Source organism: Streptomyces sp. NPDC001153 (assembly GCF_053598315.1).
In genome coordinates this window covers 42,040-66,246 of record NZ_JBSFJZ010000026.1, presented here as the reverse complement: position 1 = coordinate 66,246, position 24,207 = coordinate 42,040, and the positions used below count along the sequence as shown (strand labels likewise).

Annotated in this window: 18 protein-coding genes; 5 read left to right on the top strand and 13 right to left on the bottom strand. The window is 72.1% G+C overall.

Going from position 1 to position 24,207, the window contains the following annotated elements:
* Nucleotides 1–13 precede the first annotated feature (13 nt).
* From ACWDEN_RS27690 to ACWDEN_RS27670, 5 genes are read right to left on the bottom strand one after another with little or no spacing between them, the layout of a single operon-like run.
* Entirely contained in the window at nt 14–2,047 is a 2,034-nt protein-coding gene (locus ACWDEN_RS27690; RefSeq protein WP_450860390.1) for an endo-beta-N-acetylglucosaminidase, read from the bottom strand.
* The gene (locus tag ACWDEN_RS27685) at nt 2,044–3,300 is read right to left on the bottom strand and encodes a glycoside hydrolase 5 family protein (protein WP_450860389.1); all 1,257 of its coding nucleotides are present in this window, start codon (nt 3,298–3,300) and stop codon (nt 2,044–2,046) included. The genes ACWDEN_RS27690 and ACWDEN_RS27685 overlap by 4 nt, the downstream gene beginning before the upstream one ends.
* Nucleotides 3,301–3,326: 26 nt before the next feature.
* Nucleotides 3,327–4,232: a carbohydrate ABC transporter permease gene (locus ACWDEN_RS27680; protein ID WP_450860388.1), complete on the bottom strand. Its 906-nt coding sequence runs from the start codon at nt 4,230–4,232 to the stop codon at nt 3,327–3,329.
* Complete coding sequence (locus ACWDEN_RS27675; protein ID WP_450860387.1) at nt 4,229–5,116, bottom strand: carbohydrate ABC transporter permease; 888 nt, start codon at nt 5,114–5,116, stop codon at nt 4,229–4,231. The genes ACWDEN_RS27680 and ACWDEN_RS27675 overlap by 4 nt, the downstream gene beginning before the upstream one ends.
* Nucleotides 5,117–5,121: 5 nt before the next feature.
* Nucleotides 5,122–6,408, bottom strand: coding sequence for an ABC transporter substrate-binding protein (locus tag ACWDEN_RS27670; RefSeq protein ID WP_450860386.1), 1,287 nt, complete (start codon nt 6,406–6,408; stop codon nt 5,122–5,124).
* Nucleotides 6,409–6,627: 219 nt separating this feature from the next.
* Here ACWDEN_RS27670 and ACWDEN_RS27665 point away from each other — a divergent pair, with 219 nt between their 5' ends.
* From ACWDEN_RS27665 to ACWDEN_RS27655, 3 genes are all read left to right on the top strand, one after another.
* Nucleotides 6,628–7,695 carry a LacI family DNA-binding transcriptional regulator gene (locus tag ACWDEN_RS27665; protein WP_450860385.1) on the top strand — a complete coding sequence of 356 codons (1,068 nt, stop codon included), beginning with the start codon at nt 6,628–6,630 and terminating at the stop codon, nt 7,693–7,695.
* 63 nt (nt 7,696–7,758) lie between these two features.
* On the top strand, nt 7,759–8,115 hold the full coding sequence (locus ACWDEN_RS27660) for a CU044_2847 family protein (RefSeq protein ID WP_351612794.1): 357 nt from the start codon (nt 7,759–7,761) through the stop codon (nt 8,113–8,115).
* Nucleotides 8,116–8,117: 2 nt separating this feature from the next.
* Entirely contained in the window at nt 8,118–12,857 is a 4,740-nt protein-coding gene (locus tag ACWDEN_RS27655) for a trypsin-like peptidase domain-containing protein (protein ID WP_450860384.1), read from the top strand.
* On the opposite strand, the gene ACWDEN_RS27650 is transcribed toward ACWDEN_RS27655, so the two are convergent.
* The gene (locus ACWDEN_RS27650; protein WP_450860383.1) at nt 12,835–13,197 is read right to left on the bottom strand and encodes an alpha-L-fucosidase C-terminal domain-containing protein; all 363 of its coding nucleotides are present in this window, start codon (nt 13,195–13,197) and stop codon (nt 12,835–12,837) included. The two genes, ACWDEN_RS27655 and ACWDEN_RS27650, sit on opposite strands and share 23 nt — an antisense overlap.
* A gap of 230 nt (nt 13,198–13,427) precedes the next feature.
* Between ACWDEN_RS27650 and ACWDEN_RS27645 the strand changes: the two genes are divergently transcribed.
* Nucleotides 13,428–14,777 carry an amidase gene (locus ACWDEN_RS27645; protein WP_450860382.1) on the top strand — a complete coding sequence of 450 codons (1,350 nt, stop codon included), beginning with the start codon at nt 13,428–13,430 and terminating at the stop codon, nt 14,775–14,777.
* A gap of 42 nt (nt 14,778–14,819) precedes the next feature.
* On the opposite strand, the gene ACWDEN_RS27640 is transcribed toward ACWDEN_RS27645, so the two are convergent.
* On the bottom strand, nt 14,820–15,305 hold the full coding sequence (locus ACWDEN_RS27640; protein WP_450860381.1) for an N-acetyltransferase family protein: 486 nt from the start codon (nt 15,303–15,305) through the stop codon (nt 14,820–14,822).
* Between the two features lie 62 nt (nt 15,306–15,367).
* Nucleotides 15,368–15,541 carry a hypothetical protein gene (locus ACWDEN_RS27635; RefSeq protein ID WP_184966741.1) on the bottom strand — a complete coding sequence of 58 codons (174 nt, stop codon included), beginning with the start codon at nt 15,539–15,541 and terminating at the stop codon, nt 15,368–15,370.
* 410 nt (nt 15,542–15,951) lie between these two features.
* On the opposite strand from ACWDEN_RS27635, the gene ACWDEN_RS27630 reads away from it, so the two are divergent.
* Entirely contained in the window at nt 15,952–16,347 is a 396-nt protein-coding gene (locus ACWDEN_RS27630; protein WP_351612782.1) for a hypothetical protein, read from the top strand.
* 37 nt (nt 16,348–16,384) lie between these two features.
* Here the strand turns inward: ACWDEN_RS27630 and ACWDEN_RS27625 are convergent, their stop codons facing one another.
* The 5 genes from ACWDEN_RS27625 to glgC all read right to left on the bottom strand — a co-directional run bounded on the left by ACWDEN_RS27625 (nt 16,385) and on the right by glgC (nt 24,162).
* On the bottom strand, nt 16,385–17,887 hold the full coding sequence (locus tag ACWDEN_RS27625) for an SDR family NAD(P)-dependent oxidoreductase (RefSeq protein ID WP_450860380.1): 1,503 nt from the start codon (nt 17,885–17,887) through the stop codon (nt 16,385–16,387).
* 483 nt (nt 17,888–18,370) lie between these two features.
* Entirely contained in the window at nt 18,371–19,702 is a 1,332-nt protein-coding gene (locus ACWDEN_RS27620) for a wax ester/triacylglycerol synthase family O-acyltransferase (protein WP_450860379.1), read from the bottom strand.
* 157 nt (nt 19,703–19,859) lie between these two features.
* Entirely contained in the window at nt 19,860–22,181 is a 2,322-nt protein-coding gene (locus ACWDEN_RS27615; RefSeq protein WP_450860378.1) for a GH92 family glycosyl hydrolase, read from the bottom strand.
* A 230-nt stretch (nt 22,182–22,411) separates the two neighbouring features.
* Complete coding sequence (locus tag ACWDEN_RS27610) at nt 22,412–22,624, bottom strand: hypothetical protein (RefSeq protein ID WP_450860377.1); 213 nt, start codon at nt 22,622–22,624, stop codon at nt 22,412–22,414.
* 317 nt (nt 22,625–22,941) lie between these two features.
* A complete protein-coding gene (gene glgC / locus ACWDEN_RS27605) occupies nt 22,942–24,162 on the bottom strand; it encodes a glucose-1-phosphate adenylyltransferase (protein WP_351612768.1) in 1,221 nt (406 codons plus the stop codon).
* Nucleotides 24,163–24,207 lie beyond the last annotated feature (45 nt).

Genomic DNA, 24,207 nt, shown 5'->3' with positions numbered 1-24,207 from the left:
GTGATGGCGGTCGTTACCAGGGGTGGGTGACGGTGACGGGGGCCGAGGTGGTGTAGAGCTCCCCCACGGCGCGCAGTTCGAATCGTGCGGCGGTCTCCCCTTGCTCGGGCTGCAGTCCGGTGAGGAAGAAGGCACGCTGGCAGGTGCCGCCGAGGAAGCGGCGGGTGCCGTCGGGCAGGAGCCGGTGCAGTTCGTAGTGGCGTACGGTGCCGGGGGCGGCGTTCCAGGCGAGGCGGAGGTCACCGCCGGTCGCGGCGGTGACGCGGGCGCCCGTGGGGGCCTCGGGGGCGGTGGCGGAGTCCCGGACGGCGAGGCCGCCGAGCCGCCAGCGCACCGGGCCCTCGGTGGCGGTGATCCGGACACCGAGGGCGTGCACGGTGCCGGTGCCGGTCAGTCCGGTGAGCGGAAGTGTCACGGTCTGCCAGCCGTTGACCGACTTCACGCGCAGGCCGCTGTTGACCGGGTTCACAGCCAGATAGGTGTACGGCGGAATCGCCCCGGCCCCACTCGGCTCGGCCGTCGCCACCGCCAGTTCGAGGTTCACAGCGCCCGCATCGGTCCGGGAGGTGAGTTCGACAGTCGTGTTCACACCGACCGGCAGCCGGGTCGCGTACAAGTCCAGCACGACCGGTTGACCGAGTTCACCGTCCACCAGCACGCTGCTGCCGCCCCGCCAGGCATCGGCGAAGTCGAAGGACACCGCCGGCCGCTCTCCCGCCGTACGCACCACCCACCGCCGCGCCGGCAGCCGGTCCTGAAGCCCGAGGTGGTTCCAGGCGGCGTCCGAGGCTACGGCGCCGTCCTCGTACCAGCGCAGCCCGTGCCCGGCGTTGAACACGGTCGCGAACGGCAGCGAGGTCACCGTGGACCGGTCCGCGACGGACACGGCCGGCGCGCGCCACGGATCGCTCGCGTCCGGCCGGGACGGATCCAGCGACCGCCCGGTCCAGAACCGGTCGTCCGCGGCGTGGAAGTCCTCCGGAGCGCGCTGGTCGGCGGGCAGGTGATTGCGGGTCCACTCGGGCCGGTAGAAGCCGATCGAGGTGATGTGCGGCCTGCCGGACGGCACGATCGCGTCCCAGTCCACCGACGTACCGGACCCGTTCGACTCGACGTCGACACCGGCCCACAACGCGTAGCGGCTGCGACCCAGTTGTTCCGCCTTCGTCCCCGAGGAGGCGAGCGTGGCCGCGCTCCACCGGAAGTCCACGAACATGTCGTCGGCGGCCTGGAAGAAGGCCTGGTTCTGGCTGTCGAGCGCGCCCTGCCAGCTGACCGTGCCGTTCACGGTCATCGCGTCGTACCAGGTCACCCGCTGTCCGCGCGCCGCCCCGAGCGCCTCCAGCTCCTTGACGAACCCGAGCATGGCCTGGCCCAGCGCGGTGTTCCCGCCGCCGGTCTCGGCGTTCACGAACCAGCCGTCGAAGCCGTAGGCCGACGCGACCGCGACGAGTTGGGCGGCGAGCGGGTAGTGCCCGGTGGCGTCCTTCTGCACGAGGTCCCGGGTCCACTGGAGCCGGCCGCCGTACGCCACCGGGGGCAGGAAGATGTTGCCGAGCACCGGGACGCCGTGCCGGTGGGCCGCGTCCACGATCGGTGCGTTCGGCGCGAGGATCAGGCCCTCGCCGGCCGAGCCGCCCCAGAAGACCAGCTCGTCCAGGTAGGCCCAGTGGGTGAGGGCGTAGTAGTCGGCGGTGGCCGAGCCCTGGGAGGGATTGCCGGACGTCGGTCCGAAGGAGACGAGGGCCTGGACGCGGGCCTGGCCGGAGCGTGCCGTGGTGTTCGCCGGGGTCGGGGTGAAGCGGGCGGCGAGCGGCACCGACGCGGCATTGAAGGCGAGGTCGGGGTCGTCGGCCGCGCGCCAGCTCTTCAGACTGCGCCAGGTGATGCCGGGGCCGGGGCTGCCGGAGGGGAGCGAGTCCGGATACCAGTAGGAGGCGTACGGCGGGGTCGCCCCGGCTCTGGGGCGGGCGGCCGCGAAGGCGGGCGGCGGCAACAGGCCGGCGGCGGCGCCGGCGATCAGGACGGTGCGTCTGCTGGGTTTCACGAGCGGGTGCCTCCGTGTGGGGTGGGGAGTACCTGATCCGGAGTGACGACCTCGGTGATGCCGCGCGCGGCGAGGTGGTCCTTGTCGTCCGCGTGGGTCTCGAGGACGGTGGTGGGGCGGGCGCCGTCGGCGACGAGCCGGAAGAAGGCGTCGAAGACGGCTCCGCCGGGGGCGCAGCGGGAGCGGCGGCCCGGATGGCCGGGTACGACGAGGGCCGTGGTGCGCGGGACGGCCTCCGCGTGCGGTGAGCGGGCGGCCGCGGCCAGCACCCGGGCGATGTCCTTCGGCTTGCGCTCGTTGGTGAACAGGCCGAGCCCGTACTCGAGTTCGGGGAAGTCGGCCAGGTCGCGCGAGACGTCGTAGGAGCACCACCAGGTGATGCCCCACAGGTCGGGGCAGTCCAGGGCATGGGCGACGGTCGCCTCGGCGAAGCCGACGGCGTGCTCGGCGGGCACGAGCGGCGCGGGTGCCCCGACCTCCTGCAGCCATACCGGCCGGTGCGGCTCCTCGGCCCAGGCCTTGCTCAGCTCGACCAGGTAGGCGGCGTGGTGCTCGGCCGGTACGGAGGTACGGCCGTGGCGCTGGGCGGTGCCGTTGAACACCCAGGAGTGCACGGCGGTGAGGTCGCCGAGCCGGGCGGAGTGGCCGGGGGTGAAGGGCTGGTCGTCCTGGTACCAGGCGGCGTCGTAGGAGGCGTGCAGGTGGAGCCGGCCGGGGGCGCCGTCGGCGCAGGCGGCCAACATCCGTACGAGCCACAGTTCGGCCTCGTCGGCCGTGATGCGGTCGGGGTCGGGGTGGGGCCCGGCGGCGAACTGGTTGACCTCGTTGCCGACGGTCATGCCGAGGAAGTTCGGCCGGTCGGCGAGTGCGGCGGCGAGGGTGCGCAGGTAGACGGCCTGGCCCTCGACCACGTCGGGGTCGGTGAAGAGGTTGCGCCGGTGCCAGGTGCGCGTCCACGCGGGCAGGAAGTCGAAGCTGCTCAGGTGCCCCTGCAGGCCGTCGACGTTGACGTCCAGGCCGCGTTCGGCGGCGGCGTCGGCGAGGGCCACGAGTTGCTCGACGGCGCGCGGGCGGATCAGGGTCCGGTTGGGCTGGAAGTAGGGCCACAGCGGGAAGACCCGGATGTGGTCGAGGCCGAGCCCGGCGATCGCGTCGAGGTCCGCGCGCACGGAATCGAGGTCGAAGTCGAGCCAGTGATGGAACCACCCTTCACTCGGTGTGTAGTTGACGCCGAAGCGCACGGCAGGGGGCATGGAGTGTCCTTGTGGCATACGGGTGTTCAGCCCTTGACGGCGCCCTCGCCGACCCCGCGGAAGAAGTACCGCTGCAGGCAGGCGAAGAGCGCGATGAGCGGGGCCACGGCGATCACGGTGCCGGCGGCGACGAGGCGTTCGTCGTCGGCGAAGGTGCCGTGCAGATAGTTCAGGCCGATGGTGAGGGTGAACTTGGACGGATCGCTGAGCACGATCAGGGGCCACAGGAAGTCGTCCCAGGCGCCCATGAAGGCGAAGATCGCGACGACGGCGACCGTCCCCTTCACCGACGGCAGGGCGACGCGCAGGAACCGCTGCCAGACGGTGGCGCCGTCGACGTAGGCCGCCTCCTCGATCTCGTACGGCAGGTTGCGGAAGGCGTTGCGCATCAGCAGCACGTTCATCGCGCCGATCGCGCCGGGCAGCACGACCCCGATGAGCGTGTTGTTCAGGCCGAGTTCGCGCATGGTGGTGAACTGGGCGATGACGATGCCCTCCACGGGCACGAGCATCGCCAGCACGAACACCAGCGTGGTCACCTTCCGGCCGCGAAAGCGCAGGCGGGCCAGGGCGTATCCGGCGAGCGCCGAGCCGGCGCAGTTGGTGACGACGTTGGCGGTGGCGACCTTCAGGGAGTTCAGGGCGTAGTCCCAGACGGGGATGGTGTCGGCGACCCGCGTGTAGTTGTGCAGGGTGGGACGGTCGGGCAGGAACGACGGCGGTGAGCTGTAGATGTCCTCGGTGGGGCCCTTCAGGGAGGTGGACAGCTGCCACAGGAACGGGCCGACGGTCAGCGCGAGGACGGCGAGGAGCAGCAGGTAGCGCCAGACCAGCTCGCCGACGCGGATACGGCGGCCGTGTTCGTCGGTGACGCGCGGCTCCTTGCGCACGGTGACCGGCTGCTCGGGCCGTACCTTCTCCAGGACGGTCATGACTCCTCCCGGCGGTCGGCGCGCAGCACCAGCAGCATGAGCGCGACGGTGACGGCGAACACGACGACCGACAGGGCGGAGGCGTAGCCGACCCGGCCGGTCAGGCCGGTGCCGGTGCGCTGGACGAGCATGACGAGGGTGGTGTCCTCGCCTGCCGGGCCGCCGCTCGGGCCGGCCATCAGATACACCTCGGAGAACACCTTGAAGGCGGCGACCGAGGAGAGCGCGGCGACCAGGACCATGGTGGAGCGGACGGCGGGCACGGTGACCGAGAGGAAGCGCCGCACCGGACCCGCGCCGTCCACGGCGGCGGCCTCGTGCAGTTCGCGCGGTACGTTCGCCAGCGCCGCCAGATAGATGATCATGTAGTAGCCGAGGCCTTTCCACACCGTGACGGCCATCGCGCTCAGCAGGAGCAGCCACTGGTCGCTGAGGAAGCCGACGCGGCCGATCCCGGCCGCCTCCAGCAGGGAGTTGACCAGGCCGCGTTCGTCCAGCAGCCACACCCAGATCAGCCCGACCACCACGATCGAGGCGACGACCGGGGTGTAGAAGGCGGAGCGGAAGAAGGTGATGCCGGGGATGTTCTTCTGCACCAGCAGCGCGAGCAGCAGGGGCAGGACGACCAGGGCGGGTACGACCCCGAGGACGTACAGGGTGCTGTTGCGCAGGCCGGTCCAGAACATGTCGTCGTGGAGCAGCTCGCGGAAGTTGGCGAGGCCGACGAAGTGGCCCGGCAGCAGGGTGCGGCGGTCGGTGAAGGAGTTCACCAGGGTGGAGACGAACGGGTAGAGCACGAAGGCGCCGGTGACGAGCAGCCCGGGTGCGGCGAACAGCCACGGGCTGACGGGTAGTTGGCGCCTGACACGGACCGGCGTCGCCATGGCCGTCAGCCCTGCTGGAGCAGCCGGTTGGCGGCGTTGACAGCGTTGTCAAGAGCCTGCTTGGGGCTCTCCTCGCCCTGGAGCGCCTTGGCCACCTCGTTGCGCAGCGCGGTCTTCATCTGGTCGCTGAACAGTACGGGCGTGTAATTGACGGCGCTCTTCAGGGACTTGGCGGCGGCGATGCGCACCCGGGTCTCGTCGGTGCCGTCCTCCTTGGTGAAGTACGGGTCGTTCAGGGAGCCCGCGGTGCTCGGGAAGATCGCGACCTTCTTGGCGAAGGACATCTGGTTCTGTGCGTCGGTGACGAAGTGGGCGAAGGCGACGGCGGCCGGGGTGTGCCTGGTGCGGGAGTTGACCATGACGCCCATCACGTACATGTTGACGTGCCCGGTGCTGGTGATCTGGTCGGTGATGCCGATGTTCCTGTAGAGGCTCGGCGCGTTCTTCTTGAAGTTGTCGAGGTCGAGGGCGCTGCCGGGGTTCATGGCGACGGCGCCGGTGAGGAACTTCTTGCCGGAGGACTCCGGAGTGGCGGTCAGCGCCTGCGGGTCGAGGGCCTTGGCGTCGTACAGCTCCTTGTACCTGGTGAGGAGTTCGACTCCCTTGGCGTCGTTGAAGGCGAAGGCGGTGCCCTGCCGGTTCATCAGGGTGACGCCGTAGCGGCCGAAGTCCTCGATGGTGGGCACGTTGGCGAGGGTGGCGACCTTGCCGCCGCTCTTCTTCGCCATCCGCAGGGCGTCAGCGAAGAGTTCGTCGTACGTCTTCGGCGGTTGGTCGGGGTCGATTCCGGCCTCTCTGAACAGGGCCTTGTTGTAGAAGAGCGGCCCGGTGTTCAGGTACCAGGGGAAGGCGTACGTGCCGCTCATGCCCGGCACCTGGTGGCCGGCCCAGGCCCCCTCGAGGTACTCGGACCTGTACGTGCCGGCCGCCTTGTCCAGGTCGAGCGCGAGGCCCGCCTTGGCGAGCGGGGCGACCAGGTCCGGGGAGACGTTGACGACGTCGGGCAGGGTGCCACCGCCGGCGTCCGCGCTGAGCTTGTCGGGATAGCCCTCGGCGGGCTGGTCGATCCACTTCACATGCGTACCGGGGTACTTCTTCTCGAAGTCGGCTATGAGGCCGTCGAAGTACGACTGGAAGTTCGCGCGCAGATTCCAGGTCTGGAAGGTGATGTCGCCCTGGATCGTGCCGGAGGCGTCGGTCGAGCCGCCGCCGTCGCCGCCCGAGCCGCAGGCGCTCAGCGGCAGGACGAGGGCGGCGGCAGCGGCGGCGAGGGCTCTGCGGGACATGGGCACGGTGACACGGCTCCCTTGCGGTGTGGGGCTGTGGGGTGGCGCGAGAGACCTTGCCCGCGCCGTTCGAGGAAAGTCAATGCATTCACCGGACTAAAGACATCCGCAGTTTCATTAGTGCAGGTCAGAGCGGTCCGGGCGAGAGCTTGCCGTCATTTACTAATGCGCTTTAGGGTCTTGACACTCAAGCGCATTAGCGAGCCCTGTCAGGAAGGGGGAAACGTGCCGACCAAACGGTCACCCGCACGCCGGCCCACGATGAAGGACATCGCCCGGCGGGCCGGGGTCTCCGAGAGCGCCGTCTCCTTCGCGCTCAACGACCGCCCAGGTGTCTCCGAGGCCACCCGGGCGCGGGTCCGCCGGGTCGCCGAGCAGCTCGGCTGGCGTCCCAGCACGGCCGCCCGCGCGCTGTCCGGCGAGGGCGCGGCCACGGTCGGCTTCGTCCTCGCCCGTCCCGCGCACACCCTGGGCGTCGACTCCTTCTTCCTCCAGCTCGTCTCCGGCATCCAGGAGGTGCTGGCCGAGCGGCACTTGGGCCTGCTCTTCCAGGTCGCGCAGGACGTGAGCGAGGAGTGCGCGGTGTACCGGCGCTGGTGGGCGGAGCACCGGGTGGACGGCGTCCTGGTGGCCGACCCGCGCGCCGACGACCCGCGCCCCGGCCTGCTGGACGAACTCGGGCTGCCCGCCGTGGTGATCGGCGGCGCACCCGACGTACGGCACCCCGGCCTGTCCACCGTCTGGGCGGACGACGCCGGGGCGATGGCCTCCGTGGTGGACGAGTTGACCGCGCTCGGCCATCGCCGGATCGTGCACATCGCCGGACTGCCCGGCCTGGCCCACACCCAGCGCCGTATCGCCACGCTGCGCGCGGAGGCGGAGCGGCGCGGGCTCACCGAGGTCCGCTCGGTCACCACCGACTACTCCGACGCGCAGGGCGCCGCCGTCACCCGCCGCGTCCTCGGCGACCCGCCCGTCCCGACGGCGCTCATCTACGACAACGACGTGATGGCCGTGGCCGGCCTGGCCGCCGCCGCCGAACTGGGCTTCCGTGTCCCGCAGGACGTGTCGCTGGTCTCCTGGGAGGACTCGGCCCTGTGCCGCATGGTCACCCCCCGGCTGTCCGCCCTCTCCCGGGACAGCGCGGAGTTCGGCCGCACCGCGGCACGCGAACTGCTGCCCCTGCTGGACGGCAACCCCGCCCGCTCGGTGGGAGTCCCCGTGCCACGACTGACGGGGCGCGGCAGCACAGGACCCCTACCGGCCAACGTGCCGACGGAACACGCCCCTTGAGCCATCGGCCCGCCACTACGATGGGCCGTCCGGCTGACGTTGTGACGGGGAAGGGGCGCGGGCTTGGACGAAGAACGGGACGCGGGCGGCGAGACGGTCGTACCGGTGGAGATCGACGGCCAGAAGGTGCTGCTGTCCGTCGGTCCGGGTGGCCGGCCCGCAGGTCCGGCACTGGGTGAGGAGCAGGAGATCGGCTGGGGCCGGCCGCGCCTGGAACCCGTGCTCGACGGCCTGACGGCGCTCGCCCGCGCGATGGGCACACGCCTGCAGCAGACCGGGGCGTCCAGGGCGACGGTCGAGTTCGGCTGTGACATCTCCTTCGACACCGGGCAGTTCCTCGCCGTCGTGGGCAAGGCGTCCACCAGATCCACCTGGAAGGTCACTCTGGAGTGGACCGCTGCGGAGGCGCCGGGAGCGTAGCGGTGGACGGGTGGAGGGAGCTGCTGGAGGCGTCGACCGTCGCGCTGGACCTGCCCGGTCAGGACAGGGGCGGGACCGGATTCGTCATCGCTCCCGGCGTGGTGGTGACGTGCGCGCATGTGGTGGCCGGGGCGGCGGGCGCGGTGCGGGGCCGGATCGTCGCGAGCCAGGCCGACCTCGCGCTCACGGTCGCCGAGGAGGACATCCACCGTTCGCCGAACGGGCTGGACGTCGCCTTCCTGCGCTGCGGGACCGCGGCCCACCCCGTGGCGACCTCACCGCATCTGCGGGCCGGCGACAGCCTGTCCGTCTACGGTCATCCCAAGGGCCACTACCAGCCGGGCCAGTGGGCGTCCCTGCAGTACCTGGGCCCTTCCCGCCTCACCCTCCACGACCCGCTGGCCATGCCGCGCGGTTACGGCACACCGGTCGGCGAGGGCTACAGCGGCAGCCCGGTGGTGAACGAGCGGACCGGCGCGGTCTGCGGCATGCTGGCGCGCTCCGACCTGGCGGGCAGCGCCCACATGGTGCCGATCGAGGAGGTGCTGGCGCGCTGTGCCGTTCCCGGGGCCCCCATCGCCTGGCTGTCCGCGCTGGACGACGCTCAGCTGCGCGCCGGCGGCTTCCGCCACCCCGGCCCCCGGCTGCGGGAGTATCTGCGGGCGGCACGGATCGGGGCGGACGAGCATCCCTACGCGATGCTGGTCGCCGACACCAAGGACATTCCGCTGTCCACCGTGTACGTGCGGCAGGAGGCGTCGGCGCGGCGCGAGACGCCCGACCGGCGGGCATCCGACGAGAAGCGGCCCGCCGAGGGCGTTCTCGACGGCGCCCGGCATGTGCTCTTCACCGGTGAGGCCGGGTCCGGCAAGTCCAGCCTGCTGCGGCGCCTGACGTTCACGGCGGCGACGGCGTGGCTGGAGCACCCGGCGGACGCGCCGTCGTACGTCCCCGTGCGCATCGCCGCCGACCAGCTGGTCGACCGCCCGCTGCCGGAGGCCCTGGCGGAGACGGTACGGCGCGATCTCACCGGTCTGCGCCGCTCGTTCGGCGCGGAGTTCTTCGCGGCCGCTCCCCTGCCGGGCGTGCCCTGGCTGGTGTGCGTCGACGGTCTGGACGAGGTCCTGGACCCGGAGGCCCGGCGCAAGGTCGTCCGGCGCCTCAAGGGGCTCACGGACGATCCGGACCTGCGGTTCGCGGTGGCCGGCCGGTCGCTGGTGGCGGCGGAGATGTACCAGCTGGGCGAGCTGCGGCAGTACACGCTGGAGCAGTTCGGGGAGGAGGAGATCGCCAAGGTCGCGCTGGCCTGGTTCACCGAGCTCGAGGTGCCGGACGCGGCGCGCCGGGTCGCGTCCCTGACCGACGAGCTGCGCCACGGGTGGCTCGGGGACATGGCCCGCAACCCGCTGTACCTCACCATGATCTGCGTGATCGCGGCGACGGGTGGCCTGCCCCGGCATCACGCCGACCTCTACGCCCGGTTCGTCCGGCTGCTGCGCGACAAGGGCGGCCGGCGCCTCGCCGACGGCGGCGCGGCGGTGCTCGGTGTCACCCCCGAGCTGCTGGCCCATGTGCATGACGTCCTCGGGCCGGTGGCGGACCGCCGGCAGGCCGGGGACACCCGTCCGCTGCTGGACCAGGTTCTCGAACTCCTCGCCGTGCGGGCCCCGGAGGCGGCTGCGCCCGCGGACGTGGTCGAGCGCGCCCTGACCCTCACCGGTCTGATCACCCGGCGCAGCGGCGGGTTCTACTTCCTGCACCACACTGTCCAGGAGTACCTGGCGGGGTGCGCCATCGCCGAGCGGCTGAGCCCCCGGGCCCCGGAGGCGCTGCGCATCCTGCGGGACGCGATCGCCGCCGAACAGCCCAAGCTGATCCTCTTCATCGCGGCGGCCTGGCAGCAGGCCCACCCGCTGGACGAGTTCCTGCGCACCGCCGTACGCACGGGCGGCTGGCGGGACCTGCTGCTGTGCGCGACCATCCTCTGCGACGAGGCGACCGTGGACCGGCGGCTGGCGGCCTGGTTCACCCGGGCGGTGATCAAGCTGTACGACCGGGGCGTCCGGGTGGGCGACTCGGTCACGGTGAACACCGTGCTGGAGCGGCTGTGCACCGTGCTGCACGAAGAGGACCTGGCCGCCCTCGTGCGTGACGGCACCGTGCCGAACGGGCCGCGTCTGGTCGCGCTGGAACGCTACGTACGGCGTGCGTGCGCGGACGCGGCCGCCCTCGCCGCGGAACTCGCCGACGACGAGGACCTGCCGCTGTCGCTGCGGATCGACATCGCGGAGCTGTTGGCCGAGGCGGGGGATCCCGCCGGGGCGTGTGAGCGTCTGGTGGCCATGGCCCGGGATCCCGGCCGGCTGCCGGACCGCCGCCTGCTGGCTGCCACGGCGCTGTGGGGACTGGACCGCGCCGGGGGCACGCATCTGGTCGCACGTCTGCTGCGCACGTCCACGGGTTTGCTGGACATCGACACCGACGACCAGCTGTACCACCTGGTGAACGTCACCGACTCCGACACGCGGACCGCTCTGGCCGAGGCCCTGGCGGCGAATCCCCGGCTGGCCCGGCTGCCTGCGTACGAGGCCGTGTACCTGGTCGGCACGCTGCTGTCGCAGGAGCGGCCCGAGGTGCTGGAGAGCCTCTGCCGGGACACCTCCGCTCCGGCCCACCTGCGTCTGCAAGCCGCCATGCGGCTGCGCCGACCGTTGCGGCTGCAGGTCACGCGGACGCTGGCGGCCGAGATCCTGCGCGACCGGACCGCTTCCGACGACGTGATCCGCAACGCCATTGGTGCCACGACCGACGCTCAGCTTCTCGAGCGGACGGCCCGCGACGAGAGGCTGTCCGCCTCGACCCGCTGGGCAGCCGTCCGCGCCCTCGTCCGAGCCGGCCGGCTCACCACTGCGCAAGCCTGCGTGGACGAGTTCCCGCAGACGCGGCGGCAGGGCTCGCAGCTCAACGAACTGGCGCACTTCCTGAGGGAGTTGGGGCACCCGGCCAGGGCCCGGGAACTTCTGCTGACGGCGATGCGCGACCCGGACGCCACCCTGACCGAGCGCCTGGGGTACGCCTCCCGGCTGATCGGCATGGGCGCGAGCGAGCGGACACGTGACGAACTGCGCCACCTGGCCTCCGATCCCGACGTGGGGATGTCCGAGCGCCTGGCCCTCGTGGAGTTCCCCGCCGACGACGACACCGCGGCCTGGGCGGAGAGCGTCGTCAGCATGGCATCCGACGGAACACTGCCCGCAGCCGTGCGCCTCCGCGCCGCGACGGGGATCCTGGGCGCCGAACACCGCGAAACCGCGTCCGGTCTGCTGCGCCGGATCGCGGAGGACCCGCTCGCCGGTGTGCGGCACCGCATCCAGTCACTCGAGAGACTGGCCGCGGTGGACCAGCGCGCGGCCTCGGATACGTTGCACCGTCTGCTGGACGAGCCCGGAATCAAGGACGAACGGCTGTGGCAGCTGCTGGATCTCGCTGACGCGCTGGTGCCCGAGTCACCGGTGCACGAACGGATGCGGGCCATGTTCGCCGGCACCACGACGCCCCCGGACGCTCTGCTGGACATCGAAGAGGAACGGTGGCAGTACCGCGCGGCCATGGCACCGTGCGTCCGCCTCGCGCTCATGCGCATGGTGGAGGATCCCGGGATCGACGAGGCGATCCGGGTGAGGGCCTTGAGCCGGGCCTTCGAGTGGATTCCCTACGACCGGTGGATGGCGCTGGTCGCGGGGATGCGCGACGGCCGGCTGCACCGGCTGAGCATGCAGCTGGCCGCGACGGGATCGTACGTGTCCGGTCTGTCCGGCGGCTGTGCCGAGTACGTGCTTCTCGGGCGGGGCACCGACCGCACTCACCTCCGCATCGCCGCGATCGCCGGTGTGGACCCCCGCGAGGCCGTCGACCGGTGGATGGACCTGGTCCAGCAGCGTCGGACCGAGGCCCTGACACTGCTGAGGCCGCTCGGCCTGCTGCTGCGGGACGAACCTGGGAAGCGCCGGACGGAGGGTCTGCTGCTGGCCTGGGCGAAGGATCCCGAAGCGCCCTTGCCGGACCGGATCGCGGCCGCGGAGGGGGTCGGCTGGGCGCAGCCGGCCATGAGGCACTCCCTCGCGAGCGACCCCACCGAACCGCCCGAACTCCGCGTAGCCCTCTGCGCGTTCCTCCCCACCAGCGGCGCCCACAACCGCATCCCCCTCACCCGCGCCCTGGCCACCGACCCGGACGTGCCGCCGGCGGTCAGGGCCGGGGCCGCCGCCCTGCTCACCGAAGACCTCGGCGAGGAGGGACGGAACGTCCTGCGCGACCTCTCCGGCTCGCACACCACGGACCCCGAGGCTCACCTCGCCGCCGCCTCCGCCTGGGACGGACTGGACGTGGGCAACGAGGCGGTGGCCGCCTATCGCAGGATCCTGGAATCCGATTCCGCAGCGGCCCGGCACCGGGTCCGGGCGGCACGAGGACTCGCGGCGTACCGCCCGGTGCGCAACCTGGCCGAGGAAGCACTGAAGACGGTGCTCGCCGACACCTCCGCCCCCGTCCCCGACCGGGTCGAGGCCGCCGGGGCGCTGCTCGGTCTCCGCGAGACCGCCGAGGCCCACCTCGGCCTCTTCCGCCTTGCCCGGGAGGTCGGCCCGAGCGAGGCCGAGCGGGACCGGATCCTCGGCCTGCTCCCGCCCGACCTCCGTGCCTGCGCCGAGGCCCGACCGCTCAAGCCCGCCAGTCCACCTTGAACACCCACACGTACCGGCCCGCGATCCGCGCGGCCTCCGGTACGTCGATGACCAGCGAACCGTTCGTCATGGTCCAGGTCAGGGGCCGGTCGTGGCCGAGCATGGTCACCTTGTCCCCCGCCCGCACCGGCACCGGCGCCCCGACGATCAGCCTCGCGCCCGGGCGGGCCGGTGAATGGACGTTGAAAGCCTCGTCCGGGCGGACCGTGAAGCGCGGATCCTCCCCGAGCTGGCCCATCCGGGACCAGTACGTGGTGTCGTACACCGCCTCCCCGTTGACCTTGAGCCACTCCCCCGTCTCCCGCAGCCGGGCGCCTGCCGTGGCCCCGGGCGTGCTCATGAGCGGCTCCCATAAACTCCGATTCATCGGACGTCTTGATAATTGTGTGGCTCCGACAAGCCTGTCAACGGCGCTGCAGGGTACGGGACTTGAAGGATTGATCGGATGACGAACACGTTGCGTCGCCCTGGCTCTCGACGTACCCCGCCCGACCAGGCACAGTTCTCCCTGCGCCGTGATTCGTACCAGCGAGTAGCCGACGACCGAGCGAGACCGAGCGAGGAGTGCCCGTGGGTGACTGGGCCGGGCGGAGTGCCGCCGAGATAGCCGCTGCCGTACGCGAGAAGCGGGTGACACCCCGGGAGGTGGCGGCCGAGCATCTCGCGCGGATCGAGCGGCTCGACGGCCGGATCGGGGCGTTCCGGAAGGTGCGGGCCGAGGCGGCGCTCGCCGAGGCAGACGAGGTGGCCTCCCGCGCCAATCTGGCCGAACTGCCGCTCGCGGGCGTGCCGGTGGCCGTGAAGGACAATCTCGCGGTGCGCGGCGAGTCCCACCGCGACGGCTCCGCCGCCACCCCCGACACCCCGGCCGCCGAGGATCACGTCACGGTGGCCCGGCTGCGTGCGGCCGGCGCGGTGGTCGTGGGTCTGACGAACGTGCCGGAGCTGTGTGTGTTCGGCACCACGGAGGGCGTGTTCGGCACCGCCCGCAATCCCTGGGACGTCTCCCGGACGGCGGGCGGCTCCTCCGGCGGCAGCGCGGCCGCGGTGGCCGCGGGCCTGGTACCGATCGCGCTCGGCAACGACGGGATGGGGTCACTGCGCATCCCGGCGGCGAACTGCGGCCTGGTCACGCTGAAGCCGGGGCACGGCGTGGTGCCGGCGGGGATCGGCAACGGCGACTGGTTCGGCATGGCGGAGAACGGCCCGCTGGCCACGACGGTCGAGGACCTGCGGCTGATGCTGGGCGTGCTCGCGGGCGCGGAGGTCCCGGGTGCGGCGGAGCCCCCGCGCCGGCGGATCGCCGCGGCCGTGCGCAGTCCGCTCGCCGGGGTGAGCGTGAGCCGACCGTATACGACCGCGGTCCGGGAGGCGGCCGGGGAGCTCACGCGGGCCGGGCACCGGGTGCGGCGGGCCGAGCCGCCGTATCCCCTCTCGCTGGGCGTGACCGCGCTGCGGCACTGGACGGCCGGGACCGCGGTCGACGCCGAGGGCCTGGACCGGGCCCTGCTGGCCCGGCGGACCCGGGTGCACGCGGCGCTGGGGCGTCGGTTCGTCCGCTCGGTGCGCACCGGGGACAGCCGTGAGCGCCTGCGCGCCCGGCTGACCCCCTTCTTCACCGAGTACGACGTCCTGCTCACCGCGGCCCTGGCCCGGCGCTCCCCCGAGGCCGGTCCGTGGCACGAACGCGGCTGGCTGCGCAACGTCCTGGCCAACACCGCGTACTCCCCGTTCACCCCGCCCTGGAACCTGACCGGCTGGCCCGCGATGTCGGTCCCGTTCGGCACCCTTCCCTCGGGCGCCCCCTGCGCCGTACAGCTCGTGGGCCGGCCGGGTTCGGAGGCCGTGCTGCTGGAGCTGGCGGAGGAGCTGGAGACGCTGCGCCCGTGGCGGCGGACGGCGCCGGTGGCCGGCTCCTGAGCCCCGGCCGTACGGGTCAGGAGGCCCGCGCCTGTTGGCGGCCTACTCGAGCGACCGGTACATGATGTGCAGGCCCACCCTGCCGTGCCGGGGATGGTCGAAGGCCTCCGGGACCGTGCCGAGGACGGTGAAACCCAGGGAGGTCCACAGGGCGACGGCGGGGTTGGTCTCGACCACGGCGTTGAAGACCATCGCGCGGTAGCCGTGGGCCCTGGCCTGGGCGAGGACGTGTTCGGCGAGGGCCCGGCCGATGCCCTCGCCGGCGCGGTCCGGGTCCACCATGAAACCGGCGTTGGCGACGCGGGCGGCGGGGCCGCCGTAGTTCGGGGTGAGATAGGCCGAGCCGACCACCGCTCCGGTCGCGTCCTCGGCGACGTAGACGCGCTTGGCGGGGTTCATCCAGAGTGCGCGGGCGTCGTTCTCGGAGGTCTCGGGGTCCCAGGCGTAGGTTTCGGCGGCGGCGACGATCCGGTGCCAGAAAGGCCAGATCCGCGGCCAGTCCTCGGCCAGGGCTGCTCTGATCAACATGGGCGTGAGTCTGTCAGGTCACGCCCATGCGGCCGGCGATCGCCAGGGGTCCGGCCCGGGGGTCAGTCCACGCTGGGCAGGATGTGGGGTTCGGCGAGGTCGTCCTCGTAACCCGCCAGGCGGATCGGGGCGGACCGGGCCCACACATCGAGGCTGCCGAGCTCCCCAGGGCGCCGGCCCACGCGTTCCGTGCGTTCCTTGGGGCGCTGATCGCGATTCGTCTTCTCCGGTGTCACCGCGCGCTCCTTATGTGTCGGTCACCCTCGGGGGGCCTGCCGGACAGCCTGCGCTCCGGCACTCGGCGCCCGCTCGGGTCTGGTTGGAAGGCCAGTTCGGACGCGGTGGCGCCGGTACGGACGTATGGGTCTGGGTGGGACCCGGTGCTGCTGCCCGTCCCCTCCAGATTACCCAAATGAGCGGGCTCGCGCTCGATCGGGAGTGCAAACAAGGTGTAACTATCAGAAGTCGTTTCGCCCCCCAATACCTCCTAATATGCGGCCATTTACCTTGCGGCGCATCACCCGGCCGTCGAGCGGGTCACCCACTCGGACTACATGCGGCTCAGTTCAGGTGCCGTTGGCCGGGGCGCAAGCTCGCCATGATCTGCTGATGAGCTGCAACGGCTGTCTCGCGGAAGGACTGACGCATGGAGCTGCGCAGCGTCGAGGAGCTGATGGATCTGCTGTACGCCGGCCGGCACCAGCACGCGCTGCGAACCGCCGCGCTGCTGCGCCGCAGCCGCCCCGCCGACAAGGAGCTCCAGGTGGCGGGGCTGGTGCACGGCATCGGGCCGGTGCTGTGCCCGGGTGACGAGAGGGGCCGAGCGCTCGGCGCGGCCGAGGCGGTGCGCTCCCTGCTCGGGGAGCGGGTGTTCCGTCTGGTGCGCGGGGAGGCGGGCCCGGCCGACGACGATGTGCTGCGGCTGCGCCAGGCCGACGAGGAGAGCCGTACGGCGGGGTTCGACGCGGGCGTCCTGGAGGACTGGCGCACGGTGCTGGAGCTGGTGGCGGCCCGCCATTCCCGGCTCGGCGCGGTGGACTGACGCCCGGGGCGCGGGGAAGGGCGTCACCTGCGCACGGTCACCACTTGCCCGGCGCGTAGTCCTTCAGGAAGACGCCGTGCAGGTCCTCGCCCGCCTCGCCGCGCACGATCGGGTCGTAGACGCGGGCGGCGCCGTCGACCAGGTCGAGGGGGGCGTGGAAGCCGGCCTCGGCGAGGCGCAGCTTGTCGTAGTGCGGGCGCTCGTCGGTGATCCAGCCGGTGTCGACGGAGGTCATGAGGATGCCGTCGGTCTCGAACATCTCCGCCGCGCTGGTCCGCGTGACCATGTTCATGGCCGCCTTCGCGGCGTTGGTGTTCGGGTGCCCGGCGCCCTTGTAGCCGCGGCTGAAGACGCCTTCCATCGCCGAGACGTTGACGATGTACGCACGCCCGCTGCCCGCCTTCTTCGCGGCGTCGGCCATGGCCGGGCGCAGGGCGCTGATCAGGATGAACGGCGACGTGTAGTTGCACAGCTGGGTCTCGAGCAGCTCGACCGGCGAGATCTGGTCGATGGTCTGCACCCAGGTGTTGGTGTCGACGACGTCGGGAACGAGGCCGCCGGCGTCGATGGCGGTGCCGTCGAGGTGCCGGGCGACGCTGGCGTTGCCCGCGACCAGGGCGAGGTCGGCGACCTTCTGGGCGTCCAGGCCGCTGGTGCCGACGGGCAGGGCGGCGATGCCGTCGACGGCGCCGGAGTTGAAGGCGCCGATGACGTGGTGGGCGGGGAGTTCACCGGCGGGCAGCGGGGCGGTCTCACCCTCGACCAGGGCCGCGTACGCGGAGGGCAGGCGGCGTACGGTCTGGGTCGCGTTGTTGATCAGGATGTCGAGCGGGCCCGCCTCGGCGACCTGCTCGGCGAGGGCCACGGCCTGGGCCGGGTCGCGCAGGTCGATTCCGACGACCTCCAGACGGTGGATCCAGTCCGCCGAGTCCTCCATCGCCTTGAACCGGCGGATGGCGTCCTTGGGAAAGCGCGTGGTGATGGTCGTGTGCGCGCCGTCACGCAGCAGGCGCAGCGCGATGTACATGCCGATCTTGGCGCGGCCGCCGGTGAGCAGGGCGCGCTTGTCGGTGAGGTCGGCGCGGGCGTCGCGCTTGGCGCGGTTCGTGCGGGCGCAGTCCGGGCAGAGCTGGTGGTAGAAGTAGTCGACCTCGACGTAGCGGGTCTTGCAGGTGTAGCAGGAGCGGGGGCGCTGGAGTATGCCCGCGATCGTGCCGGCGTCGACCTTGGAGGAGGGCAGGATGCCCTCGGTCTCGTCGTCGATGCGCTCGGCGGAGCCGGTGGCGGTGGCCTCGGTGACGGCGCGGTCGTGCGCGGTCTTGGCGGCCCGGCGCTCCTGGCGGCGGCGCTGCTTGACCGTGCGGTAGATGTGCGAGGTGGCCCGGCGGACCTTGATCGCGTCCGGGTGGTCGACCTCGATGGTGTCGAGCTCCTCGAGCACGCTGAGGCAGACGGCCAGCCGCTCCGGGTCGATACCGGGGCCGTAGACCACTTCCTCCGTGGCCATGGAGGCCATGGAGCCGTCCTCTGTCACCGTCATCGCGCTGCCGCTTCCCTGATCACCCGCGCAGCGCTCCGACTCGCGCCCGCTTTCGAACGGGGAATTTTACGGAGCGCACCGGCCCACCGCCAAACCCACCAGGACCAGCAGCGAAACCACCCACTCCCGCGCCCGTTTCCCCATCGCCCGAGCGGACCGGGCCCCCGCGGCTGCAGTGCCGCACCAGCCGGAGATCCGGTCGCCTTGGGGGCGGCCCCCGCCGAGCGCCCTCCCCGCCCCCGACCAGCCACAGCCGCCGCCGGCGGCGGCGCAGGCGCACCGCCGGGGCCACCCGCACCCGGCGACGAAAACCACACGGCAGTACGCGCGCGAACCCCACCCCGACCGAAGCCAGACCACCCCCGCCCCCGACCAGCCACAGCCACCCACCACGAGAGCGCACCACCGGGAGCCACCCGCACCCGGTGGTGAAAGCCGCTCGGCGGTGCGGGTGGGAACCCCGTCCCGGCCTGCGAGGCCGGGTCAGGCCTCGCAGGCCGCCAGCAACGTCGACACCTCGGTCGACACCGCGTGAGCGAACCGGTCCAGGTCCGGCACTGCCTGCGCATCGGCGACCAGGCCGTAGTGCACACGGCCGCGATACGTGGAGATGGCCACCGCCAGCGACTGCCCCGGGGCGAGCGGTGCCAGCGGATACACCTCGCTCAGCTCGTGCCCGCCCAGCCGCAGTCCCAGCCCCGGCAGCGGCACGCTGGTGACGAGGATGTCGAACCACAGCCGGGCCGCCTGCCCGACGAGCGGCCCGCCGAGCCGGTGGCCGAGGGCCGGGACGTGATCGGCGAGCAGCGCCACGGCACCCGCGCCACGGTTCGGCCCCGCGTCCTTGTTGCGGAGCATCGCGGTGCGCACGGTACCGAGCCGGCCGAGCGGATCCGGCTCGCCCACCGGGAGCCGTATCAGATAGCCGGAGAGCCGGTTGCCCTGTGGGTGCGCGGTGCGCGGACGGCGCCGCGAGACGGGGATGAGGGCACGGGGCGCCACGTCCTTCGTGCACTCGCCGCGTTCCTCCAGCCAGCGGCGCAGCGCCCCGGCGACGACGGCGATCAGCACGTCGTTGACGGTGCCGCCGGCGGTCTTGCGCACCCGGTGCACGTCGTCGATGTCGAAGACCACGCCGGCGGTGCGGCGGGTGCCGCTCGGGGCGGAGGTGAGCGCGGAGGTGGGCCGCATGCCGAGGGTGGACCGGGCGAGGGAGGCCCCGATGTCCAGGGCCCGGCCCACGTCGGACAGCGCACCTTTGACCAGCCCGGGGACGAGCCCCGGCAGCCTGCGCACGTCGGGCAGCAGCCCGCGCTGCGGCTCGATGGCGCGCGGCGCCCGCTCGGGCAGGTCCACCGGGTCGAGGACGCCGGCGGCGAGCTTCAGCGCGCGCAGCCCGTCGGCGAGGGCGTGGTGGAACTTGAACAGCACGGCGAAGGACATCCCGTCCTCGCCGGGCAGCACATGCGCCTCCCACGGCGGCCGGCCCCGCTCGAGCGGGCGCTCCATGAGCCGGCCGGCGACGCCGTGGAAGTCGAGGGTCGGGGCGTGCAGCCGTACGTGGTTCAGCGGGTCGAAGTCCGGGTCGGGCTCCCGGGTGGCGCTGCCGAAGGCGAGCGGCTGCCACACGTCGCGGATGCGCAGGCGAAGCCCGGGCACGGCGGCGGCCCGGGCGGCGAGCAGGTCGGCGGCGTGGGCACCGGCGGTGGGCGAGTGCGCGCCGAAGACGCCGAGCGCGCCGAGGTGCATCGGATGCCGGTCGGACTCGATGTTCCAGAACGCCAGGTCCAGGGGGGCGAGCAGGTCGGAAGTCAAGGGATTGCCTCACGCGTCGACGACGGGCGGATCTGCAGTCGCTCGCAGTCAATCTCTGCCACCCGATTACGGTCAAGTACGATCAGGCTACGCTCAGTTAACAGCAGATTAAGTCCCGCCTCGTCCGAAAGAGGCGGGACGCAGGTGGAACGTGAGGTCACCTCAGCACGGGTTGCGCCGCCCCGGGTGACGTACCCCACTCAGACGGGCGCGGGCCGACCGTGAACGCGAGCGAGCGCAGGGAGCGCAGCGCACCCGTCGTCAGATACGTCTGCCCGTGCGGTGCTCCGTCGGTGCGGACGGTCTGGATGTAGCGGTCGGTGGCGGAGGTGCCCGGCGCGGCGACGGTCAGCCGGCCGCTCGGCCAGTAGCGGCGGTCCAGAGTCAGGTCGACGCGGTCGAAGACCGGCGTGGACAGGCCCCAGGTGCCGTAGCCGGGCTGGATCGGGAACAGGCCGATGGACGACAGCACGTTCCAGGCGGACATCGTGCCCAGGTCGTCGTTGCCGGTGATGCCGGTGGGCCCGTCGGTGAAGAGGGTCAGGGCGGCGTGCACCACGTCGGTGGTCTTCCACGGCTGACCGGTGGCCAGATAGGTGTAGGGGGCGATGAGGTCGGGCTCGTTCATCGGGTTGTACTTGTCGGCGTTGTAGTACGCGTACGCGTCGCCGTGCACCCACACCTCGCGGGCCGTCTGCGCCGGGTCGGCGAGCAGCCGGTCGTAGGCGAAGAAGGAGTCCAGCCGGTCGTTGGCCGCGTGCTCGCCGCCGATGAGCCGCACCATGCCGGGCACGTCCTGTGGCACGAGCCACTGGTACTGCCAGGCGGTGCCCTCGTGGAAGCCGGTGCCGCGCGCCGGGTCGGCCGAGCCGGTGAAGGCCCCGGAGGCGTCGCGGGCACGGAAGAAGCCGGTCGAGGGGTCGAAGATGTTCCGGTAGTTCTGCGCCCGTGCCGCGAAGCGGGCGGCGTCGGCCTCGTGGCCGAGGCCGCGCGCCATCTGGGCCAGCATGGCGTCGGCGAGCGCGTACTCCAGCGTGACGGAGGCGCCGTGGTGGTAGTCGGAGTCGCCCATCTTGGCGTACGGCCGGTCCTGGTCGAACGGGGCGAAGCCGTGCGCGAGGTACTCGGTGTTGGCCTCCCGGCCGATGCCCGGGTACGCGGCCGGGGGAACGCCGTCGGCGTTCCTCTTGAGCGCGCGGTAGACCCGCTCCTCGAAGCCCTTGAGCAGCCCCGTCTGGTAGGCCGTGGTGAGGAACGGGGTGACGGGGTCACCGCTCATGACGTTCGTCTCGACCGGGCCGTAGCCCCACTTGGGCAGCCAGCCGCCGTCCTCGTCGATCGCGAGGACCGAGCGGGCCATGTCCCGTGCCTCGCGCGGCGCGAGGAGCGCGAGGAGCTGGGCCTGGGTGCGGTAGGTGTCCCACAGCGACCAGTTCTGGTAGTACGTGAAGCCCTGGGCCCGGTGGACACGGCGGTCCCAGCCGAAGTAGCGGCCGTCGGCGTCGCTGCCGACGTTCGGCGCGAGGAAGGACCGGTACAGCGAGGAGTAGAAGGTCCGGCGCAGCGTACGCGTGCCGCCCTGGACGCGGACGGCGGCGAGCCGCCTCTCCCAGTCCTCGCGGGCCCGCTCGCGCACCGTGTCGAAGGACCGGCCGCCCTCGGCGGCCAGATTGCCGGCGGCGCCGCGCGCGTCGACGTACGACAGGGCCGTGGTGGCGACGACCGTACGGTCCTTGGTGGTGTCGAAGCGGACATAGGCGCCGCCGGGGCCGCGGCGCGAGCCCGGGGTGAGCGTCCCGCCGTCCCAGGTGCCGTACGCGGTGAAGGGCCGGCTGAAGCGGGTGATCGTGTGGACCGTGTAGGGGCCGGTGTCCCGGCAGAAGCCGTGCCCGGTGATCTCGGTGCGCACCGTGTGGTCGTCGAGGATCTCGACGGAGCTGGAGACCCCCTTGTGCAGCGACTGGGCCGCGTTCAGCAGGACGTTGGCCTTGTCGGTGGCCGGGAAGGTGTAGCGCTGCACGCCGGTGCGCTCGGTCGCGGTCAGCTCGGCACGGATGCCCGAGGAGAGACCGACCCGGTAGTAGCCGGGGCTCGCCGTCTCGTCCCGGTGCGAGAAGCCGGCCGCGTACCGGGTGTAGTCCGTCTGCGTGACCTCGCCGGTGGTGGGCAGCACGGGCAGGTCGCCGCCGATGCGGCAGCCGACGCCCGAGAGATGGACCAGGGAGAAGCCGCGGATGCGGTTCTGCGTGTAGTCGTAGCCGGTGTTGTGCCCGGTGTCCGGAGAGAACTGCACCATGCCGAAGGGCACGGCCGCGCCGGGGAAGGTGTTGCCCTCGTCCTGGCTCCCGATGAACGGGTTGACCAGATCGGTGAGGTGGCCGTCGGTCCGCTCGGCAGCCCGTGCGGCGGGGGTGGCGATCAGCGCGGACGCTGCCATCACCCCGGCCAGGCACAGCCGCGTGCGCCGTGTCCCTCTCATGTCGCATGACCTCCGCAGGTTCGACATCGATGTCTGAATCCTGAAGGTCGAACGACTCAGATCCGGGCAAGGTACGGCTATCGGATCAAACGCGTCGCACCCGGCATCGGCGGGATGATGACGGTTCGTCAGAGTGCCTGCGGGAATCCCTCGTGGCTGCGGGCGCGGCGTCGCAGCGGTGCGTGTCCGCACGGCTTCTGTCGCTGGTGAGCCGAACAAGTGCGCACGCCTCACGCGCGTGCCCGCTGCACGGCCCGCTCCATCAGCGTCCGGCCGGGCTCCGGGACGCAGGTCGCCTGCGGACAGCCCATGACCGTGCCGGTGCCGGCTCCGGCGACGGCCGCCGGGTCCACGGCACTCTCCTCGTCGGCCGGCAGAGCGGGAACGGCGGGCGGATCGGGGCGGATCGCGGACCGGAACACGCGTGCGGCGGCATCGGACATGCGTCCGGCCCTGACCCGCACTGCGGGGCGGGTCCCAGGGGTGTGGTTCCGGGACGACGTCCTCGACCTCGATCAGGTCGTCGGCCGCGGCATCCAGTTCCCGCCGGTCGTACTCCGTGAGAACGGGGAACAGGGCTCCGCAGTCGCGGCAGGCGCGCCCGAGGGAGGCCACGAACACCGGCCGGGACTTGAGGAATCCCGGCCGGCAAAACCTCAGCCGCAGCCGCTGGAACGACCTCTCCCCCGAGATGAGCTCACCGACCGGTCTCAGCCGGCCGGACCCGCATATGGCGCATCGCATGCCGCGGACCCTGTCCCTAGGGCACCCGCTGTCCCTTCCCCAGGGCGATCACCCCGCCCTTGGACACGGTGTACAGCTCGGCGTCCCGTTCCGGGTTGACGCCGATGGTCGCGCCGGGCGGGACCTCGACGTTCTTGTCGAGGACGGCGCCGCGCACCACCGCGCCCCGGCCAATGCGCACGTTGTCGTGCAGCACCGAGCCCTGGACCACCGCCCCCGGGTCGACCCGTACGCCCGGGGAGAGGACCGACCTGGTCACCTGACCGCGGATCAGACAGCCCGCGCTGACGATGGACTCGCTCGCGATGCCGCCCGCGTTGAAGCGGGCCGGGGAGAGCTGGCCCGAGTGGGTGTAGATGGGCCACTGGCGGTTGTAGAGGTTGAACGCGGGCCGCTCGGCGATGAGGTCCATGTGCGCCTCGTAGTAGGCGTCCAGCGTGCCCACGTCCCGCCAGTAGCCCTGGTCACGGGTGGTCTCGCCGGGCACGTGGTTCTCGCCGAAGTCGTACAGCTGGGCCTCGCCGCGCACAGTGAGCTGGGGCAGGATCGAGCCGCCCATGTCGTGCACCGACTGTTCGTCCTCGGCGTCCCGGTGCAGCGCCTCGATCAGGGCTTTGGTGGTGAAGATGTAGTTGCCCATCGAGGCGAAGACGGTCTCCGGGTCGTCGGCCAGGCCCGGCGGATCGGCGGGCTTCTCCAGGAAGCGCCGCACCGTACGGCCGTCCGAACCCGGCGTGATCACCCCGAAGGACGAGGACTCCACGCGCGGCACCCGGATGCCGGCCACCGTCACGCCGGCCCCGCCGTCGATGTGCTGTGCGAGCATCTGCCGCGGATCCATGCGGTAGACGTGGTCGGCGCCGAACACGGCCACGAACTCGGGCTGTTCGTCGTGGATCAGGTTCAGCGACTGCAGGATCGCGTCGGCGCTGCCCAGGTACCAGCGCGGGCCGAGCCGCTGCTGGGCCGGGACCGGTGTGACGTAGTTGCCGAGCAGGCTGGACATCCGCCAGGTGGTCGTGATGTGCCGGTCCAGCGAGTGCGACTTGTACTGGGTCAGCACGCAGATGCGCAGCACGTCGGCGTTGACGAGGTTGGACAGGACGAAGTCGACGAGGCGGTAGGTGCCGCCGAAGGTGACGGCTGGTTTGGCGCGGTCGGCGGTCAGCGGCATCAGCCGCTTTCCCTCGCCGCCCGCCAGTACGATCCCGAGTACGGAAGGCCCTCCACGACGCATGGCCGCTCCCCTCACCCTGGTTGAACCATGGCTGCCCCGAGCGGA